This window comes from Phyllobacterium bourgognense, from assembly GCF_003337575.1.
Taxonomy (GTDB): Bacteria; Pseudomonadota; Alphaproteobacteria; order Rhizobiales; family Rhizobiaceae; genus Phyllobacterium; species Phyllobacterium bourgognense.
The window spans coordinates 129,948-149,888 of record NZ_QPJM01000007.1 but is presented as its reverse complement, the minus strand read 5'-3'; the positions used below and the strand labels follow the sequence as shown (position 1 = coordinate 149,888).

Here is a 19,941-nt window from a genome sequence, read left to right as displayed (position 1 = left end):
ATAGATGGCCCGTAAAGACATTTTTAGCAGCGTGATGAACCCGGCGCCGGCAAAGCCAGAGCGCAATGACGCATTGTCCTATGTCGTCAGCGGTGCTTCGCGTTCGATCAAGAGTTCGTTCGAAGAACTCGCCAAAGGCAGCGTTGTCGAACTCGACCCGGAACTCATCGACGGTTCTTTCGTATCGGACCGGATCGACGATGACGACGAGGCTTTTCAGGAACTGTTGGTCGCCGTGAAGGAGCGGGGCCAGGACTCGCCCATACTGGTGCGTCCCCATCCCGCCGTTTCGGGCCGTTATCAGGTAGTTTTCGGACATCGCCGCGTCAAAGTCGCCAGACAGCTCGGACGACAGGTTCGTGCCGTCGTCAAGCCAATGGCCGATCAGGACCATGTGATTGCTCAGGGCCAGGAGAACGCTGCCCGATCGAACCTGTCCTTCATCGAACGCACATTGTTTGCCAAGCGTCTCGCCGACCTCGGCTACGATCAGTCTGTCATCAAGTCTGCGCTTGCCCTGGATGCCACGACATTTTCGAAGATGCAGTCGGTCGCGGCTTATGTTCCCGAGGCGATCATACTCGCGATCGGCTCGGCCAGGGCGACCGGGCGGGACCGTTGGTGGCAGCTGTCGAAGCTGTTGCAGGTACCGGGCAACGCCGAGAAGGCGGCAGACTTTACAAGATCGGATGATTTCGCTGCCGAGACCGGTGACGCACGGTTCACTTTGCTGTCGGACTTCCTGGTAAAATCGAAGCGGCCGGCGAAGGCTGCGGCGCCGGCGGCCAAAGCCTGGGCGGCACAGGACAAATCCGTGAAGGTGGAAATCAAGGATAGCGGCAAGGCATTCACATTGGCTTTGAAGGCGAAGAATGCCTCACGCTTCGGCGCATACATTGCAGACAACCTCGACGAGCTCTATCGGGCTTTCCAGGGGTCGCAAGCAACCAAAACAGGAGATTAATCCGCAAAAGAAAAAAGCCCACCTCAACATTGCTGTCTCGGAAGGCTTCTCTCATATCTCTAGCAGGATCGAGAATCGCATTTCCCCGAATCAGTGTCAAGACTTTTTGACGTCGTTTTGGCGAGTGGACTTCTTTTGCCTTTAGAAAGGTGAAAGACAATGCAGACGGGGAATGCATTCACGACGCCCTTCGGGCGGCGGTCACTGTCGCTTGGCATGCTGGCAACGCAGGCACAGGCGCAGGAGATCGATCCGGAAGCGTCGATCGACAAATGGAAGCTGTTTCGCAGCCTGTGTGAGGCGAGGGCGCTGATCGGGATCTCCGATCGGGCGCTCGTCGTTTTGAACGCGCTTTTGACATTCTATCCACAGACGGAGCTCTGTGAGGCCAATGGCCTCGTGGTGTTTCCATCAAATGTGCAACTTTCGCTGCGCGCGCATGGAATGGCGCCGGCGACGCTACGGCGGCATTTGAGTGCGCTGGTGGAAACCGGGCTGATCTTTCGCAAGGACAGCCCCAATGGCAAGCGCTACGCCCGTAAGGCGAGGGCAGGGGAGGGCGGCGAGGCATTCGGCTTCTCATTGGCACCATTGGTCTCACGTGCGGCTGAATTTGAAGCTTTAGCCGAACAGGTGCGTTCGGAGCGGCTGCAACTGAAGCTGATGAAGGAGCGCGTCACGCTGCTGCGCCGTGATGTCGTCAAGCTGATCGAACTTGGCTTTGAGGAACTGTCACACATCGACTGGAGCGCCCAATACTCACGGTTTCGTGCGGTCATCGACGACATTCCGCGCCAGGCAACGATTGACGATCTGGAACCAGCTGTCGATGGACTGGAATGTCTCCAGCTGGAGATATCCAATCTATTGGAAGATAAGCTTAATTCTCAAAAAACAAGCGCCAAAGAGTCTCATTCTGAGCGCCACAAACATAATTCAAATACCCAATCCACTTCTGATCTTGAACCCGGCTTTAGAGAAACCCAAGGGGCAAAAACTGCACCAGAATCTGGAAACGAGGAGACTATTGCGACACGGGGCGATGAAACAATTACCATCCACTTGGAGAGGGGAGGGGGGGATGGTGCAGATGCCGGGCTCCACAACGTCAAACCAGTTCCGCTTGGTCTTGTGCGCCAAGCTTGTCCGCAAATCGCGGGCTATGCGAGGAGCGGTATCACAAACTGGCCGGATCTGATGGCGGCGGCCGTAGTCGTCCGCTCGATGCTTGGCGTCAGCCCCTCGGCGTACGAGGAAGCCTGCGAGATCCTGGGACAGGAAAATGCTGCAATCGCCATCGCGTGTATCCTCGAACGCGCCGAGCAGATCAATTCCGCCGGCGGCTATTTGAGGTCCCTCACCGAAAAGGCGGCAAAAGGCGAGTTCTCGGTCTGGCCGATGGTGCTTGCGCAACTTAGAGCGAACGGCTCGCACGTCCGGTTAGTCGCGGCGAAATGAGCCACATTTGCGATTTCGAGGTCGCAAAGATATCGTCGACGAAACCATGGGCCGGCCAAGACGAGCTTCATAGCTAAAAAGATTTAGGTGATTATGAAGTCCAGTGAACAGAACTTAATTGGTAATTAGGTGCGGTATGAAGAAAAATATTAACCTAAACAGGACCTTAATGGAAACTCGTTTGCCAATCAGGAAGTGAGGGTCAGCACATCGACAAAGGCACGATGATTTTGCCATTGGGTAAGGGTGTTCCTGTCTATTTTCCGTGGACCATCAGCAACGCAAAGATTAAGTGGCGGCTCGCGAGCGAGCCGCTCTAAAGAAGACCTTGAAGCGCCGACGGTTTTAACCGACAAACATCTCGCGCAACCGAGCCAGCATGCCCCGCCTTGTCCCTGTAGGCACGAGCCGACGGATGTAATAGGCAGCTGTCGCGGCATTTACTGTCGCGCCGAAATGGCAATAGCAAATGACATTGTGCAACTGGCGGTCAGACAGTTCGAAGAACCGTTTGGCTTCCCCATAGCTGTCGTTTTCCAATCCGGCGGCGCGCAGGACAGGATCGTCGAACGCCACCGAGATGGGTGAGCCCTCACCACGCATGGTCGAGCGCTGACTGGCAGGTTGATATTCCGTCTGATGCAACGTCGAGAGGCGCCGCTCGGGATTCTGTTCAAGGAGCGCTGCCCAGCGCTCGAGACGTTGGCTTTTTGACAGGGTTTGGCGAGGGTAGTCCTGATCGACCTCGGCGACGATCTGCAGTTGTTCAAGGGCATGATGCTTCATTTTGGCCTCCTATTCTGACAATAGTTGGTCCGCCCATAATACCCCGAGGACAAAAGTGACTCCAAAGGATCACGAAGTCCAATCACGTTGCGGCCTGGACTATGGCGTTCACAAAAACGTGCGCGGTTCGCCCAGGAGCGCCATTATCTTTGCCCGGGTTGTTCCACCAAACGGAACGGATAACGATCGCGGATGTGGGTATTGAAATAGCGGCCTTTGGAGTAGGCCTTGCGGAGGGCCGTATAGGTCTCCGGCGCGACATTGTGGTAGTCGTAACGCTTCCCGTTGGGCACAAACCAGATCGACAGCACCCGCGTCGCCTCATTATAGGTGGCGTTTTGGATCAAGGTGGATGGCATGGCGGTTCACGTGCTATAGAAGTCGTCTCAGTGCTTCTTCGTATTTATCCAGCTTCTTTCGCGCTTGCGGATCGTCCAGCCGCGACTTTACGTTCTCGATATTATCTTGCAGATCAGCGATCTTGACACGGCGGCCGAGGTCGTTCTCGCGCGTACGTTGTACGAAGTCGAAATAGTCTTCTCCTTGGCGGCGACTCACTGAATCGATGGCAGCGATTATATGCTCGAGGAAACCTTCGGCCTTGAGACCATCCAGGGACCATGCGGTCTTTTCGGGTACATCGTGCAGAACCCCGACGATCCGCTCATCTTCGTCATCCAGCGCCATCATCACGCGCAGTGGGTGAAAGATGTAGGGCTCGCCATCTTCCGCGAGGTAACCAGCGTGTGCGCGGGCGGCAACCGCAATTGCGTGCTCCAAAACTGACATTTGGCATCTCCAAATGAGCGTGATGGTTTCTTCAACCCCTTAAATAGAAATGCGTTCCGCGGTGTTCGCATTTTCTTGTTCTGAGAGAGAGGGGACGGTCTTCCAAGTTCAGGTGGCGAGGGCGCACCCTCGCCACTGCGTTTGCAATCCAGTATTACTGTGCGATGTAGGTTCTGCCGGATGCCGACAAGTAGGTACCTTCATCGTCGTCGCGCTGTCTTCCGCCGAGTGCGGCCGCGGCACTTGCGATAAAAGCTCCGAGCAGCAGAGAGAGAGCCCCGATGAACGCCGCCGCTGCGGCTGCCTTTCGTGCGTTGTCTGCCGCTTCTACTGCCGCGTTCTTTGCAGCATCCGCCCGTGCGAGAACAGCATCGACACGGGCCTTCGCATCTGTCTCACTCAGTCCGCTGCGAGAAGCAACCAACTGATCGAGGTAAGTGCGATCTTCGGGAGGGAGAGATCCGGTCGTTGCAGCGTTCAACAGAATGCGTGAAACCTCCGCAGCTGCGTCAGCTGCGCCAGCAGGCGTTGCCGAAGCGGGCGACGCCGGCCGCAGCAGACTATCCACAAAGTAAGAGACGGATGTCTCGTTTGCTGCAGAGCCTGCGGCTGAGGTTGCTGCATTCGCAGCGCCCGAAGCAACATTGGATGCCGCCTGCACACCCGTATGGATTGTCGAGGAAATAGCAGTCCCAAGCACGGCGGCAACAAACAGGGTCGCCAGTGCCCACGCGACGAAGCCATGCGCGGTATCCCGAAAATATACTTCGTTGGTATGGATGCCGGTCCATTTCGTTCTAAGGCGCCCGGTTAAATAGCCTCCGACTCCAGCTGAAATCCATTGAACGATGATCAGCCAGATAGCGGTGGAAACGGCGAATGTGGTGACTGAAGGATTTTCAGACGACCAAGGCGAAACCATCGTCAATCCAAAGCCGGACCCCAGCAGAGTGAGAAGCAACGTTACGGCTGCAGCGGTCACAGCGCCCGCAAAAATAGGGCCCCAACTGATGGCGCTCGCAGTCGTTTCGAGGGACGGATCAATATCCGCTTGCAGGTCGGTGGGGGACATTTCGCTCTCCTATCGCATAAACAAAAAGAGGAGCAGGATAATTGGAATTGGCACTCCGAGTAGCCAGAGTAGAATACCGCGACCCATGGGAACCTCCTGTAAATTGGCGATTGCCGTTACAATATTGCGGGAACGTGAGTGTTTTTTGCCCGCCGCGACTCCTAAAGGTCACACAGGACAAATTGGTTCCATTGGAACCGAGAACAGGAATAGGGAATGATCAATTTCGGGTTCTTCGACCGGGATGCTGAAGCGGTCGGTCGCGATTTGATTGGGATGTCGGTCTATGTCGAGGGCATTGGCGGACGCATCGTCGAGACCGAAGCTTATGCAAGGGACGATCCGGCTTCGCATAGTTTTCAAGGCCCTCGACCTCGAAACAGGACTATGTTTGAGGCGGCTGGCCACGCCTATGTGTACCGCTCGTACGGCATTCACTGGTGTTTAAATCTGGTTTGTACCCCCGGATCAGCGGTACTGATCAGAGCGCTAGAACCTACCAGAGGCATCGAGACAATGCAGTCGCGGCGATCAACCGGCGATATCAGCCTATTATGTTCGGGGCCGGGAAGATTTGCGCAAGCATTGGGTATCGACAAATCACATGACGGAATGTCGGTGCTGGCATGGCCATTTTCATTCGCACCATCAGATGTGAATAGCGACGTTTGCTGTGGTACCCGGATAGGCATCAGCCGGGCTACCGAAATACCCTGGCGTTTTGGTCTGCGCGGCTCCCGCTTCATAAGCAAAAAATTCCATCCCTAGAGCAGGTTTTGTCTATTTAGAGTCGTTCTGCCGGGGAGAATTCGGGACAAGGTCGAGGGGTTTGGCGAGGCCGATGCCTTCCCATCGGACGAAGCCGAAGCCCGAAGGATTTGAACAAATTCACCCGGACCTTCGGGTTTCGCGGCTGGCGGCCAACCACTTTGTCAGGTGGCGTCGTCCGATGGATAGACATCGGCCTCGCCACCTTCCGCGTGGATTGCATCGCCCGAAACAGAACTGGCTCTAAATTTGCTCTAACGATCTCCCGAAACAACCACAACGGCTTGCAGTGGAACAATCGCACGCATCGGAACGTTGTTCTGCCAGACCAAACGCGTGCGCGGTCGCAAGTAACCAAGGAGGCCAACCATGGATCTCACCACACTTCTTATCATAGTACTTATACTGCTTCTGCTGGGTGGAGGCGGCTGGTACGGCCGCGGACGCTGGTATTAAATCAGCAGGTGCGCATACAAATGACCGGCTCATGAATCATGGATTTCGAGCCGGTTTTAACACGGAGGGGAGGTCGATTGATCTCCCCTCTTCAATCGTTTACTCCTTGCAATCCTCTGCTTTGGCCATCGCCGTTTGTTCGCCTTTTTGTTGGGCCGTAACGTCTTGCTGCGACGTAGCAAGATTAGGATCGCCGCCACCTTCCTTGTTGGCTAGTGGCATGGTCTGACCATCTTTTTTGGCGGTCTGACCTTCACTGCTACTGGTTGTCGTCCCTGTACTTGCTGTTCCGGTTTGAGTCTGGCTGTTGGCACTATTTTCGAGAGGAGCCTTGCTGCCATCCTTGGCGATGCCCGTTTGAGCGTCAGGTTTCACTGACCCTGTGGTGTCCGGACATGCGGCCAAAGCGGTACTGGACGCAAAGGCGATCGCGCCTATGGCGATCATGGCTGATGCAATCGTTTTCATTTTCGATCGTCCTTACTGGTTGACATGCCTGATAAACCGATATCGGCGGCAATTGTTCCTGAACGATGCATGCAGGGGCGAAGGGTCGCGGCCAGCGGTCTTCGGGCTCGTGGGCTCAATTGCCCATTTGCGGAGCTGGTGTCTGTCCTGGCGGTTGGTTATCCATCGGGAAATACCAGAACAGGGCGGCTATCGCGACGGCGAGTGCGATTACTCCAATAATCATCGTATGCCTGCGTGACACAACGTACTCCTTTTGCGCAAGCTGGGTTCTATTAATCGGATTCCCTGATCGTATCAAATTTGTCGACTGAATAATTGTCCTCCAAGAATTCCAGAAGATCGGTGGGTGGAGCTCCTGTTTCAGGCCGGCGCCAGCGAATCTCGTATGAAACAATCGAATGGCCGGTTTCTGCGCTTTGAACCTTTCTCACGAAACGCGCGCGATAGCCGAGAGGACGGATACCACTTTCAATACCCGGCAAAGGTTCGCCGGGCGTGTGGATGATGGACAATATCGCTCTCTGCTCCCGGGGGATACGGTTGTCCAACCATTTCAAGGCCCATAGCGTCAAAAACGCCAGCGCTGTAACTATGCTGGCGAGAGCAATTTGCCCACCGCCGAATGCAAGACCGATTGCGGTCATGACCCACAGCGTTGCCGCTGTCGTTACGCCGGTAACGAGGTCACCACGTTTGAATATGGCTCCGCCGCCGATAAAACCAACACCTGTCAGAATCCCGAGTGGAAGCCGCAGGACATCGATATTGACGAAGAACCCGGGCTCTTTCCCGTCCGTCGATAACAGCAAATTGGCCTGAATCATCGCTGCGCAAGCTGCCAGGCCCACGAGGATCGTCGTGCGAAAGCCGGCGGCACGCCCGCTCGCTTCCCGGTCTAGCCCGATTATCGCGCCTGCGGCGACGGTCAGCAGCAAGCGAATGACAATGTCTTCTAAAGTCGGATCAAGCGGCATTGGGCTTCCACTTCGATAACGAAGCCCGCTACTTTGCGTAGCGGGCTTACTCCAGGCGCCAGATCGATACAATTCTAATTAATTGGACAGATAGACAACTTTTCGATCTTTCGTCGAAACGATGACCGGCTGCTTCTTTACATAAACATAACTATAGTCCGGGCTGGCAGGTATCGGCACCAACTTGACATCCTCGGGTATGGCTGTACCGACGGCAAGATCCTCCTTGATCATGACGTCCTCAGACGGATTGGCGATTACATAGTCCCGTGCCGGCTGCGGTACTTCGACAATCACGGTATCTTGCGCCATCACCTGGCTGGCTCCCGCGAATAACAATGCAGCGGTTAGAAGAAGCATGCGTTTCATGGGGTACTCTCCCTTGATTTACCCTTCCCTTCAGCATGCCTAATCGACGATGGGCGATTTGGTTCCGAACGCGAGACCAGATACCTGCTGCAAAACTCTTGCACTCAGATTGGGAAATTAAAGGCGGATCCGTCAGGTAACGACGTGCAATCCAGGCTCGCCCGTCTCGACCGAACCAATGATCCTGGCTGCAGGATAGCCCGCAGTGGTGATCTGTTGGAGCACGTCCGCTGCACGTTCCGCCTTGCAGGATACGAGCAGTCCGCCAGAGGTCTGGGGATCGGTCAGCAGGTGACGCCGCCATAGGGGGAAATCGGCGGGCAAGACGATTTCTGTATCGTAGCTTGCCCAATTGCGATGCGAGGCGCCGGTGACGAAACCCTCCTTTGCGAGTTCGGCGCCGTGAATAAACACGGCAACATCGTCCGCGCGCAGCGAGATATGCACATTCGACCCTCTTGCCATCTCAAGGGCATGGCCGAGAATGCCGAAGCCGGTGACGTCGGTAATGGCATGCACATCCGCATCCTTGGCGAGTTCGGCGCCGATGCGGTTGAGGTGCGTCGTCGATGCGATGAGTTCGGCATAGGCGTCCGCCGGCAACATGCCTTTCTTGAACGCCGCCGAGTAAATTCCGACACCAAGCGCCTTGGTCAAAATCAGCGTGTCACCGGGCCTGGCGCCGCTGTTACGCCGCAGACTGGCAATGGGGCAGGTGCCGATGACCGCCAGGCCGTAGATCGGCTCGGGAGAATCGATCGAATGGCCACCGGCAACAGGGATACCTGCTTCGGAGCAGATGGCGCTTCCGCCCTTCAGGATCTCGCGCACTGTCTCGGCCGGCAGCTTGTCGATCGGCATGCCGAGAATGGCGAGTGCCATGATCGGTTTTCCGCCCATTGCATAGACATCGGATATCGCATTGGTTGCCGCGATCCGGCCGAAGTCGAAAGGATCATCGACCATCGGCATGAAGAAGTCCGTCGTCGCGATCACACAGGTTTCGTCATCGAGCTGCCACACCGCGGCATCGTCACCGGTTTCGGTTCCGACAAGCAGCCGGGCAAACGGTCCGGCGGCAGGTTGATCCGCAAGCAATTGCTGCAAGACAGATGGTGCCAGCTTGCATCCGCATCCGCCACCATGGGACAGCGAGGTCAGGCGTACCGACGACAATGACGTTCTATCATCCATGATACGGGCTCCATGCGATTTGCGAAATCGATATCAGGTCAGACCGTGATCTCTCGTGACCGGATCGTGTATCTGAAGGCGTCGGGTTCAAGGCAATCGAGCCTTACCGACGCAACTTCCGCCTGCGGGTACATCAGGAAACCGAGCGCTGCCCCGGTCGAACCGGGCAAAATCACGTCGCGGGCGTCATTATAGGCGATCCAATTGCCTTCCCAGGCGCCGAACAACGTCTCGCGCGCCGCAACCACCTTGGGATTGTCAGCAGGAAGACCGCCGTCCGCCTCCTCAAGCATGACCTTTCGAACATCCGCCGGATCAACAGGCACCCAGCCAAAGTCAGAAAGATAGACTTCCGCCCGGCAATGCTGTGCTTTGGTGACGATCTCGTTCTTGGCGCCGAGGCTCTTGTAGCCGAAGTTGGATGGCGCAACCCGGAGACCGTAAATATCGCGCGCAGGCAGACCAGCGGCTCGGGCAAGGCCGACATAGAGAGCATTCAGGTCGGCACATTTGCCGCCGAGGTCGCCGCTCCTCAACATGGCCACGACATCTCCGGAACCGCAGCCGCGCGTGGCGGCATTCCGGTAAGTCTTCTCAACCACCCAATCGTAGATCAGCTTCGCCTTATCTATCTCGTTTGCGGTATTGCCGACGATACTGTCGGCTGTTTCCTTGACGATGCCATCAGTCGGGACAAGCCGGCTTCCGGCGAGATATCGTGCGCGCTCGTCAGTGTTGAGCGGCGTGGGGTTTACTGGCTTTGAAAGATCGATGGCACGATCGCGCGTGGCGACACGGCTGATGATCTCAACGGCAGGTGCTACGCTGCCGGCTTTCCATTCGACAAGCAGCATGTCAGTGTCATTGGCCGGACTACGTGCGATCCTGGCGCTGGTCGCATTGGTCGTCCAGGTACTTGTCTCGGGCCGGTTCCAATCGCTGGCGCTGAAACCAGGCAATGGAATCCAAGCGCGCCCGGTGCCCTCGGTGCCTGACGGCTCAATACGGGTTGTGATTTCGAAGGTCCGCCAACCGGCAGGCTTCGGGGCAAAAGCGGTGCCCGCAAACACCCGTCCCGGTATCGCGGCCATTACACTCGTTACGGCGCCGATTTTGAGGAATTCGCGACGATCGATCATTTCATGCCCTCCCGATTTGATGACATCAACGGCATTGGCAGACAGCTAAACTGTACGTGGTGAAAGCTTTTCGAGTTTTGCGAAAGACAGAATGGCACGCACCAGAAAAAGCCCGCCGTTTCCCGGGGGCATTCTGCGTCGAAAGCACCATGACGACTGCCCCGAAACTCGGGAGCGACGAGTAAGCTCACGCTTTTATTCTTGTCCATTTGAGGCCGAACGTCAATTCGTCATTGCGTAGGTTGGCGTGTCTGCAAATTGAGCAGTAAAAGGCGATCAGTATCAAAATACTAGCGACGTTCGCCGGGACGGGCACAGCACGGACTTTAATTTGATTATTACATTCATGTTTGATCGCTTCTTATTGATTTGACAATAAAATATGGTCAGGTAGGATTTTAATTGAAATGCCAATGGTTTGTGTCTGATCTCCGGCATGCTTTATCGGCAGAGCCGGTTTAAAGGGAGATAACATGCTATGAACATGGAACTCTCGCGGCGCCAGTTTCTTGCGGCGACCGGCGCGGGTGTTGCGGGTACGGCGCTTGGTGCCTTTGGCTTCGGCGAGATCGAAGCCGCCCATGCCGAAGCGATCCGCGCTTTCAAACTCGTAAACACCACCGAAACCCGGAATACCTGCCCCTATTGCTCGGTTGCATGCGGTATCATCATGTATTCGAAGGGCGACCTGAAAAAGGGCGAAAAGGCCGAGATCGTCCATATCGAGGGCGACACCGACCATCCGACAAATCGTGGAACGCTGTGCCCGAAGGGTGCGGCCCTGCTCGACTTCGTCAAGGCCGAGACACGCCTGAAATATCCGATGGTCCGCAAGCCCGGCTCGGACAAGTTCGAACGCATCTCCTGGAATGACGCGCTTGATCGCATCGCCCGGTTGATGAAGGACGATCGCGACGGTAATTTTGTCCAGAAGAACAATGACGGCGTGACCGTCAATCGATGGACGACGACGGGCTTCCTGGCCGCCTCGGCAACAACGAACGAAACAGCGTTTGCCACCTATAAAGTCGTGCGCAGCGCCGGAATGCTGGTATTCGATAACCAGGCACGTGTCTGACACGGCCCAACGGTGTCCAGTTTGGGCCCAACATTTGGCCGTGGTGCAATGACCAATTCCTGGACCGATATCAGGAATACGGATCTTGTCGTCATCATGGGTGGCAATGCCGCCGAAGCGCATCCTTGCGGTTTCAAATGGGTCACGGAGGCCAAGGCCAACCGTGGTGCCAAGCTTATCGTCGTCGATCCCCGCTTCACGCGCTCTGCGTCGGTTGCCGACGTGTACGCGCCCATCCGTCAGGGGTCGGACATAGCTTTCCTGCTCGGTGTCATGAATTACTGCATCCAGAACGGCAAGGTGCAGTGGGATTATGTGAAGGCATTCACCAACGCCGCCTTCATCGTCAAGGACGGCTTCGAATACAAGGACGGCCTGTTTACCGGTTACGATGAGACAAAGCGCGACTACGACAAGTCGAGTTGGGATTATGTAATCGGCGATGACGGTTACGCTGTCGTCGATGACACGCTGACGCATCCACGTTGCGTGTGGAACATGTTGAAGGCGCATGTCTCTGTCTATACGCCCGAAATGGTCGAGCGCATCTGCGGCACACCCAAGGAGAAGTTTCTCAAGGTGGCCGAGATGATCTCGGAATGCTCAACGCCGACCAAGACGATGACGTCCATGTACGCGCTTGGCTGGACCCAGCATTCGAAGGGTTCGCAAAACATCCGCTCGATGGCGATGTTACAACTGGTCCTCGGCAATATCGGCGTGCGCGGTGGTGGCATGAACGCACTGCGCGGGCATTCCAATATCCAGGGGCTGACCGATGTAGGCCTGATGTCGAACCTGCTTCCGGGCTACATGACGCTACCAACCGAGAAAGAGGTGGATTTCGACAGCTATATGGCGACACGCGGCTTCAAGCCACTCCGGCCAAACCAGATGAGCTACTGGCAGAACTACAGGAAGTTCTTCGTCAGTTTCCTCAAGTCGATGTGGGGCCCGGCGGCGACGCCGGAAAACCATTTCGCCTATGACTGGCTGCCAAAGCTCGACGTGCCTGGCTACGATGTGCTGCGCGCTTTCGAACTTATGAACCAAGGCAAGATGACGGGATACATCTGCCAGGGGTTCAACCCTCTGCTTGCAGCGCCCAACAGAACGAAGCTGACCGCATCGCTGTCGAAGCTCAAGTTCCTCGTGACGATGGATCCGCTCGATACGGAAACATCGCGGTTCTGGGAAAATCACGGCGAGTTCAACGATGTTGATCCTTCGCAAATCCAGACGGAGGTCTATCAACTGCCTTCGACCTGCTTTGCTGAAGACGAGGGTTCCCTCACCAATTCCGGACGCTGGCTGCAGTGGCATTGGCCTGGCGGTACGGCTCCCGGTGAAGCCAAGACGGACAACTGGATAATGGCGCAGATCTATACGCGTCTCAGGGACCTTTACCGCAAGGAGGGTGGAGCGTTCCCCGATCCGATCGTCAATCTCGACTGGTCCTATGCCGATCCGGGTGAGCCGACTGCCGAAGAGCTTGCCAAGGAACTGAACGGCAAAGCGCTGGCCCCGGTGATGGATCCGACTGATCCTACCAAAGTGGTGGTTGAAGCCGGCAAGCTGGTGCCAAGCTTCGCCGCGTTGCGGGATGACGGCTCCACGACGAGCGGCTGCTGGATTTATTCCGGCTGCTTCAACGAGAACGGCAACAACATGGCCCGGCGCGATACGTCGGATCCCGATGAGACCGGAGCCTACTCGAAATGGGCATTTTCGTGGCCCGTCAACCGCCGCATCCTCTACAACCGAGCTTCGGCGGACCTGAATGGCAAGGCCTGGGACCCCAGCCGCAAGCTGATCGAGTGGGACGGTCAGAAATGGTCAGGCTACGACGTGCCGGATATTGCGCCGACAGCCAAGCCGCAGGACGTCGGTCCGTTCATCATGAATGCGGAGGGCGTGTCGCGCCTCTTCGTACGTGGCATGATGCGCGATGGACCATTCCCGGCTCATTACGAACCGTTCGAGTCGCCGGTCACAAACCTCATCGCTCCGAAGGTCCGCGGCAATCCAGCGGCGCGAGTATTCAAGGGCGATTTTGCGCAGTTTGCCGAACCCGCTTCGCAGGAGTTTCCTTATGCGGCAACGTCCTACCGTCTTACCGAACACTTCCACTACTGGACCAAGCATGTCTGGGTGAATGCCGTCCTGCAGCCGGAATTCTTCGTCGAGATATCGGAAGAACTCGCGAAGGAGAAAGGCATCGTCAAAGGTGGCTGGGTACGCGTGTGGTCCAAGCGCGGATCGATCAAGGCCAAGGTGGTCGTCACGAAGCGGATCAAACCTTTGATCTGCGACGGCAAGCCGGTTCATGTGGTCGGCATTCCGCTGCACTGGGGTTTCACGGGGGCAGCGAAGAAGGGCTTCGGTCCAAACTCGCTCACGCCTTTCGTCGGTGACGCCAATATCGAGACGCCTGAATACAAGGCGTTCCTGGTCAATATCGAGCCCATCGCCGGGCCGGTGGCATAGGAGGTTACCCATGTTCCCGCCTGTTCCAAACCCCACCACCCGGCCTGAGCCCCTGAAGTTTGGCGATCAGGATTTGATCCGCCGGTCGGCGTCAACTGTGACGCCGCCCGCGCAACGGCAGACCGAGGTGGCAAAGCTCATCGATGTCTCCAAGTGCATCGGCTGCAAAGCCTGCCAGTCGGCCTGTATCGAGTGGAATGACACGCATCCGGAAATGGAAATCAACACCGGCGTCTACGATAACCCGCACGACCTGACGCCGGATATGTTTACGCTGATGCGGTTCACCGAGTGGGAAAACCCGGAAACGAACAATCTCGAGTGGCTCATCCGCAAGGATGGCTGCATGCATTGCGAGGATCCTGGCTGCCTCAAGGCTTGCCCGGCCCCCGGCGCCATCGTGCAATTCTCGAATGGTATTGTCGATTTCATCCACGAAAACTGTATTGGCTGCGGCTATTGCATCAAGGGATGCCCGTTCAATATTCCGCGCATTTCACAGGTCGACCATACTGCTTACAAATGCACGCTCTGCTCCGACCGCATCGCCGTCGGGCAGGGACCTGCCTGCGCCAAGGCATGTCCGACGCAAGCGATCGTGTTCGGGACAAAGGATGAGATGAAAGAGCACGCGGCAGGGCGCATCACCGATTTGAAATCGCGCGGGTTTGCCAATGCGGGACTTTACGATCCGCCGGGCGTTGGCGGCACGCATGTCATGTATGTGCTGCATCATGCGGACAAGCCGGAGATTTACGCCGACCTGCCAAACAATCCGAAGATTAGCCCGATCGTCGAGGCCTGGAAGGGTGTCACGAAATATGCCGGGCTCGCTGTGGTCGGTTTTGCTGCTGCAGCCGGGTTCATGCACTATCTGGTTACCGGTCCGAACCGGGTTTCCGAAGAGGACGAAGAGGCCGCTGAAAAGCTGACCGGAGAGGAACCTCGCCCATGAGCACGGATTATGACGTGGAGAAGGGCGATAGCGTGCATCCGGGCAAGCCCGTTATCGTCGACCGGTATACGGCGGGTGCGCGCGTCAATCATTGGATCACTGCGGTTAGCCTCGTGCTCCTGGCGTTGTCCGGCCTTGCCTTGTTCCATCCCAGCCTGTTTTTCCTGACGGGGCTCTTTGGTGGAGGCCCGTTGACGCGCATCATTCATCCGTGGATCGGTGTTCTGCTGTTTTTCAGCTTTTTCGGTCTGTTTCTCCGCTTCTGGAAAGCCAATCTGTGGAAGCGTGAGGATGGCACCTGGCTCGCGCGGCTTCGGGATGTGCTGACGGGACATGAAGAACGCTTGCCGGACGTCGGTAAATACAATGCCGGACAGAAATTTGTCTTCTGGTCGATGTCGGCTCTGATTATCGTGCTGATCACAACGGGGCTGATAATCTGGGATCAGTATTTCTCGCTGTTCACCACAATCGAGCAGAAAAGATGGGCTGTGCTCATTCACGCGATTGCTGCTGTTTGTGCGATCAGTGTCTGGATCATCCATGTCTATGCAGCGATCTGGGTGCGCGGTACTATAAGGGCAATGACCCGCGGTTCCGTGACCGGCGGCTGGGCGTGGAGGCATCATCGCAAGTGGTTGCGTGAGCTGGTCGGCAGGGCACCAAAAGGCAAATCGGGGAATACGCCCGCCGAATAACAGGGCGTTCAACATCGGTCCACGTGGCCCGGCGGGTTCGTGAGGGAGTTTTATGAGTCGCAAAAGCGCGGTCGTACCGGATCCAACAGCGATTGGGAATATTGCGTCACCGCCCTTTGCGCGTCTGCCCGATCCCGCTTCGCTTTTTTCCCTCAGATCGAAGCGTCTGCGCCAGTTGGCTGAAACGAGCAATCTGGCACCCTATCTGAATTTCGTCGCCGAACTTAGCCGAGCCCAAAACGATATCCAGACGGATCTGCCTCTGCCGGAGAGCCCCGATGCCGAAACGATTGCGCGTGCACGCGAGTTCGAAATGCCGCCGCTCGACCGAAGCGTGATGGAGGGCGACCCGGCGATTGGCACTCTATTCGATCGCCTGTTCGCCGCGGCCGCCACAATCGAAAAGCCGGTTGCCGCGGCCAAGGCGCTGGCTCGCGTGACAGCAGCCGATCCTGCCGAACGTCTTGCCATGGCGCAAACTCTATTCTCCAACACATTGCCCGGAGATGCGATTGCCGAGCATGTTTTTGTGTGGGCGGGGCTACAGGTGTATTTCGCCCGTCTTGCATCCGTTCTTGATGTGGCCGCGCTGGCGCCGGTGGCCGACGGCGTTTGTCCCGTCTGTGGTGGCGCTCCGATGTCGTCGATGGTCGTCGGGTGGCCCGGTTCGCACGGCGCGCGGTTTTGCGCATGTTCCCTGTGCGGCACGCTTTGGCACTATGTCCGGGTCAAATGCGTGCTGTGCGGTTCCACCAAGGGGATCGGCTATCAGGAGATCGACGGACAAGGCGGAATCATCAAGGCCGAGACTTGCGATGAATGTCGTGGCTGGTCGAAGATACTGTATCAGGACAGGGAGCCCGCGGCCGATCCCGTTGCCGATGATGTGGCGAGCCTGAGCCTCGATCTCCTGATGCGGGAGGGGCCTTATCACCGTGGCGGTTTTTCCCCGCTGTTAGCCGGCTTTTAGGAGGGTGGAAATGGACAGCAATGCCAACTTGCGCCGCCTTCCTTCAGTGGACCAGCTTCTGAAGTCGGCATCGGCCGCTGGCATCATCGAGCGTTTTGGACGTCCGGCTCTCACTGAAGCCTTGCGGAGTGCATTGGCGGAGACACGTGATGACGTGCGTAATGGCCATAACGCCCCCTCCGGGGAAACCATCATGGCGGCCGCGCTAGCCAGCCTCGAGGCGGGTGACAAGTCATCGCTCCGACCCCTGTTTAATCTGACGGGTACGGTACTGCACACGAATCTCGGTCGCGCATTGCTGGCGCAAGCGGCAATCGAGGCTGCAACGGCGGCCATGCGCGAGGCCGTTGCTCTCGAATTCGATCTTGAGAGCGGCAAGCGCGGCGAACGCGATGATCATCTGCGTTCGTTGATCTGCGAACTGACAGGGGCGGAAGAGGCGACCATCGTCAACAACAATGCGGCGGCTGTCCTTTTGGTTCTGAACAGTCTGGCCGCGGGCAGGGAAGCCATCGTCTCGCGTGGTGAGCTGATCGAAATCGGAGGGGCTTTCCGCATGCCCGATATTATGGCGCGTGCCGGTGCGCGTCTTGTCGAGGTCGGTACCACGAACCGCACCCATGCCCGGGATTATCGCAATGCCATCGGGCCAGATACTGGCCTGATACTGAAGGTCCATACCTCCAACTATCGCATCGAGGGCTTCACCAAGGAGGTGGGTGCGAGCGAACTGGCTGGCATCGCCCGCAGCAAGGACGTTCCCCTGGTCAATGACCTTGGTTCCGGCACACTGACGGATCTCACCCGTTTCGGACTTGCGCACGAGCCGACCGTACGCGAAGCGATCGCCGAGGGTGCCGACATCGTGACCTTTTCCGGTGACAAGCTCCTGGGCGGCCCGCAGGCCGGGTTCATCGTCGGACGCAAGTCACTCATCGAGACGATCAACAAGAACCCTATGAAACGCGCGCTGCGTGTCGACAAAATCCGCCTTGCGGCGCTGATAGCGACATTGCAGCTCTATCGCGATCCGGACAGCTTGAGCGAGCGGCTTCCAACCATGCGGCTGCTTACCCGTTCACAGGGCGACATCGACGCACAGGCGCAGCGGCTGGCACCGATCGTAGGGCGTGCGCTGCAAGGCGGATTCAGCGTTTCCGTTATTTCGTGTGAGAGCCAGATCGGCTCCGGGGCTCTGCCGCTTTCCACCGTGCCGAGCGCAGGCTTGGCCCTGACGCCGATGGAGAGCAGCGGGAGCATGCTCACTGAACTGGCGGCTGCACTCAGGAGACTTCCGATGCCGGTCATCGGCCGTATCGAGCGCGGAGCGCTGGTGCTGGATCTGCGCTGTCTTGAGGACGAGGCCGGTTTTGCGGCGAATTTCGCCGGCATCGCAAATTTTGATATGGGGCCGGAAATCGACAAGGTGGGCAAGCCATGATCGTCGGTACCGCAGGGCATATCGATCATGGCAAGACATCGCTGGTCAAGGCGCTGACCAATGTCGACACCGATCGGCTGAAAGAGGAAAAGGCCCGGGGTATTTCGATCGATCTCGGCTTTGCCTATATGCCTGTAGAAGGGGCTGAGATACTTGGCTTTGTCGATGTGCCGGGGCACGAGAAGTTCATCCACACCATGCTCGCCGGGGCCAGCGGTATCGATTTTGCCCTGCTGGTCGTTGCTGCGGATGACGGGGCAATGCCCCAGACACGCGAGCATCTCGCTATCATCGACCTCCTCGGTATCGAACGCGGTGTCGTTGCTCTCACCAAGGCTGATCTGGTGCAGGAAGAACGGCTCACCGAGGTCGAAATCGAAATACGAAATGAACTTGCCGGAACGGCACTTCGCGATGCTCCGATCATTGCCGTTTCAACGGTTTCGGATCGCGGCATCGCGGCATTGCGCGATGAAATCATTGACGCTGCACGCAGGTTCGCCCGCCGCCGCGCAACTGGCCGCTTCCGGCTGGCGGTCGATCGTTCATTCACAATCCAGGGGGCGGGCACCGTTGTAACCGGAACTGTCCTTTCGGGAATGATCTCCGTCGATGATCATGTGACGGTGAGCCCGTCTGGCCTTTCCGCCCGCATCCGTTCAATCCACGCACAGAACCGGCCGAGTGAGGTTGGCCGAGCCGGTGATCGTTGTGCTCTCAACCTCGTCGGCGCAGACATTACGAAGGCAGCGATCAGTCGTGGCGACGTGGTGCTTGACCCCACCCTGCATGCGCCGACGAGCCGGATTGACGCGACATTGCGTGTGCTCGGCTCCGAACGCAAGCCGATCGGTCACTGGTTCCCGGTTCGGCTGCACCATGCGTCGGCCGAGACAGGCGCTCGCATCGCTTTGCTGAGTGATGAGCCAGTGGCCCCCGGGACACGCACCCGCGTGCAACTTGTGCTTGACCGGTCGATCGCTGCAGCGGTTGGCGATCGTTACGTCATCCGCGACACGTCTGCGCGCCGCACGATTGGTGGTGGCCGCTTCCTGGATTTGCGTGCTCCTGCCCGCAGACGACGCACCCCGGAGCGAAGGACACAGCTCGATGCGCACGAATTGATCGAGCCGGACCGGGCGCTGGCAGCATTGCTTGCAGTGCCGCCATTTTATCTGGACATTACGGCGTTTGCGCGTGACAGGGCCTTGGTGATGGAAGACGTCAATGCGCTGGTAGAATTGATGGGCGCGGTGCAGTTGCCTGTCGATGCTGCGGTTGTCGCCATATCGCTTGGGCAGTGGAAGAACTTCCAGCGAGATCTTCTGGACCGGCTCGAAATTTTTCATGCCGACAATCCGGATTTGTTGGGGATCGGGATTGAACGGCTGCGGACACAGCTTGAGCTGCGCCTACCCGTACCTGCGTTCCGTGCAGCCTTGCATAGTCTTGCCCGCGGCGGGGAGATCGCGCTTGATGGAGCCTGGGTGCGGCTTTCCGGTCACAAAGTGACGATGGCTCCGGCTGACGAGCAGCTGTGGGATGCGATCGAGCCGCTACTCGGCGGAGCCGAACGGTTCCGCCCGCCGCGCGTCCGCGATATTGCCGTGTTGTTCGCGATGCCGGAACCGCAGGTGCGCCGGCTACTGAAGCTGGGCAGCCGCATTGGCAAAGTGCATGAGGTGGCGCACGACCATTTCTTCCTGCGAAGCACGGTTGCAGAAATGGTTGCCATTATCGTCGAGATCAGCACAGCTTCCAATGAAGGCTGGTTTACCGCCGCGCAATTTCGCGACCGGGTCGAAAATGGTCGCAAGGTTGCAATCCAGATCCTTGATTTCTTCGACCACCATAGCATCACACTACGCCGTG

The 19,941-nt window shown here is 57.4% G+C and carries 18 protein-coding genes and 1 pseudogene; 9 read left to right on the top strand and 10 right to left on the bottom strand.

What is annotated here, in order from left to right:
• The first annotated feature begins 4 nt into the window (after nt 1-4).
• Together repB and repC are read left to right on the top strand one after the other, a co-directional pair.
• A complete protein-coding gene (gene repB, locus C7476_RS14390) occupies nt 5-964 on the top strand; it encodes a plasmid partitioning protein RepB (protein ID WP_114430596.1) in 960 nt (319 codons plus the stop codon).
• 159 nt (nt 965-1,123) lie between these two features.
• The gene (gene repC / locus C7476_RS14385) at nt 1,124-2,422 is read left to right on the top strand and encodes a plasmid replication protein RepC (RefSeq protein WP_114430595.1); all 1,299 of its coding nucleotides are present in this window, start codon (nt 1,124-1,126) and stop codon (nt 2,420-2,422) included.
• 345 nt (nt 2,423-2,767) lie between these two features.
• Here the strand turns inward: repC and C7476_RS14380 are convergent, their stop codons facing one another.
• From C7476_RS14380 to C7476_RS14365, 4 genes are all read right to left on the bottom strand, one after another.
• Nucleotides 2,768-3,208: a hypothetical protein gene (locus C7476_RS14380; protein WP_114430594.1), complete on the bottom strand. Its 441-nt coding sequence runs from the start codon at nt 3,206-3,208 to the stop codon at nt 2,768-2,770.
• Nucleotides 3,209-3,351: 143 nt separating this feature from the next.
• A complete protein-coding gene (locus tag C7476_RS14375; protein WP_114430593.1) occupies nt 3,352-3,567 on the bottom strand; it encodes a KTSC domain-containing protein in 216 nt (71 codons plus the stop codon).
• 13 nt (nt 3,568-3,580) lie between these two features.
• Nucleotides 3,581-3,997: an HD domain-containing protein gene (locus C7476_RS14370; protein WP_114430592.1), complete on the bottom strand. Its 417-nt coding sequence runs from the start codon at nt 3,995-3,997 to the stop codon at nt 3,581-3,583.
• Nucleotides 3,998-4,151: 154 nt separating this feature from the next.
• Nucleotides 4,152-5,069 carry a hypothetical protein gene (locus C7476_RS14365; RefSeq protein ID WP_114430591.1) on the bottom strand — a complete coding sequence of 306 codons (918 nt, stop codon included), beginning with the start codon at nt 5,067-5,069 and terminating at the stop codon, nt 4,152-4,154.
• Nucleotides 5,070-5,285: 216 nt separating this feature from the next.
• Between C7476_RS14365 and C7476_RS14360 the strand changes: the two genes are divergently transcribed.
• Nucleotides 5,286-5,837: a DNA-3-methyladenine glycosylase gene (locus C7476_RS14360; RefSeq protein ID WP_114430590.1), complete on the top strand. Its 552-nt coding sequence runs from the start codon at nt 5,286-5,288 to the stop codon at nt 5,835-5,837.
• 555 nt (nt 5,838-6,392) lie between these two features.
• Here the strand turns inward: C7476_RS14360 and C7476_RS14355 are convergent.
• The 6 genes from C7476_RS14355 to C7476_RS14335 all read right to left on the bottom strand — a co-directional run bounded on the left by C7476_RS14355 (nt 6,393) and on the right by C7476_RS14335 (nt 10,437).
• Nucleotides 6,393-6,761 carry a hypothetical protein gene (locus C7476_RS14355; protein ID WP_114430589.1) on the bottom strand — a complete coding sequence of 123 codons (369 nt, stop codon included), beginning with the start codon at nt 6,759-6,761 and terminating at the stop codon, nt 6,393-6,395.
• A gap of 115 nt (nt 6,762-6,876) precedes the next feature.
• Nucleotides 6,877-7,005 carry a hypothetical protein gene (locus tag C7476_RS29110; RefSeq protein ID WP_281032701.1) on the bottom strand — a complete coding sequence of 43 codons (129 nt, stop codon included), beginning with the start codon at nt 7,003-7,005 and terminating at the stop codon, nt 6,877-6,879.
• A 31-nt stretch (nt 7,006-7,036) separates the two neighbouring features.
• Entirely contained in the window at nt 7,037-7,738 is a 702-nt protein-coding gene (locus C7476_RS14350) for an MgtC/SapB family protein (protein ID WP_114430588.1), read from the bottom strand.
• Nucleotides 7,739-7,816: 78 nt separating this feature from the next.
• On the bottom strand, nt 7,817-8,107 hold the full coding sequence (locus tag C7476_RS14345) for a DUF1236 domain-containing protein (RefSeq protein ID WP_114430587.1): 291 nt from the start codon (nt 8,105-8,107) through the stop codon (nt 7,817-7,819).
• Nucleotides 8,108-8,239: 132 nt separating this feature from the next.
• Nucleotides 8,240-9,301 carry a selenide, water dikinase SelD gene (selD, locus tag C7476_RS14340; RefSeq protein ID WP_114430586.1) on the bottom strand — a complete coding sequence of 354 codons (1,062 nt, stop codon included), beginning with the start codon at nt 9,299-9,301 and terminating at the stop codon, nt 8,240-8,242.
• 38 nt (nt 9,302-9,339) lie between these two features.
• Entirely contained in the window at nt 9,340-10,437 is a 1,098-nt protein-coding gene (locus C7476_RS14335) for a transglutaminase-like domain-containing protein (RefSeq protein WP_114430671.1), read from the bottom strand.
• Nucleotides 10,438-10,918: 481 nt separating this feature from the next.
• Between C7476_RS14335 and fdnG the strand changes: the two genes are divergently transcribed.
• The 6 genes and pseudogenes from fdnG to selB all read left to right on the top strand — a co-directional run.
• On the top strand, nt 10,919-14,005 hold the full coding sequence (fdnG, locus tag C7476_RS14330) for a formate dehydrogenase-N subunit alpha (RefSeq protein ID WP_114430585.1): 3,087 nt from the start codon (nt 10,919-10,921) through the stop codon (nt 14,003-14,005).
• A gap of 10 nt (nt 14,006-14,015) precedes the next feature.
• A complete protein-coding gene (gene fdxH / locus C7476_RS14325; protein WP_114430584.1) occupies nt 14,016-14,960 on the top strand; it encodes a formate dehydrogenase subunit beta in 945 nt (314 codons plus the stop codon).
• Entirely contained in the window at nt 14,957-15,658 is a 702-nt protein-coding gene (locus C7476_RS14320; protein ID WP_114430583.1) for a formate dehydrogenase subunit gamma, read from the top strand. The genes fdxH and C7476_RS14320 overlap by 4 nt, the downstream gene beginning before the upstream one ends.
• A gap of 52 nt (nt 15,659-15,710) precedes the next feature.
• Entirely contained in the window at nt 15,711-16,628 is a 918-nt protein-coding gene (gene fdhE, locus C7476_RS14315; RefSeq protein ID WP_114430582.1) for a formate dehydrogenase accessory protein FdhE, read from the top strand.
• 10 nt (nt 16,629-16,638) lie between these two features.
• Nucleotides 16,639-18,069 carry an L-seryl-tRNA(Sec) selenium transferase gene (gene selA, locus C7476_RS14310; RefSeq protein WP_114430581.1) on the top strand — a complete coding sequence of 477 codons (1,431 nt, stop codon included), beginning with the start codon at nt 16,639-16,641 and terminating at the stop codon, nt 18,067-18,069.
• A pseudogene (selB, locus tag C7476_RS14305) lies at nt 18,066-19,898 on the top strand (selenocysteine-specific translation elongation factor); the annotation flags it as partial. The gene selA and the pseudogene selB, both read left to right, overlap by 4 nt.
• Nucleotides 19,899-19,941 lie beyond the last annotated feature (43 nt).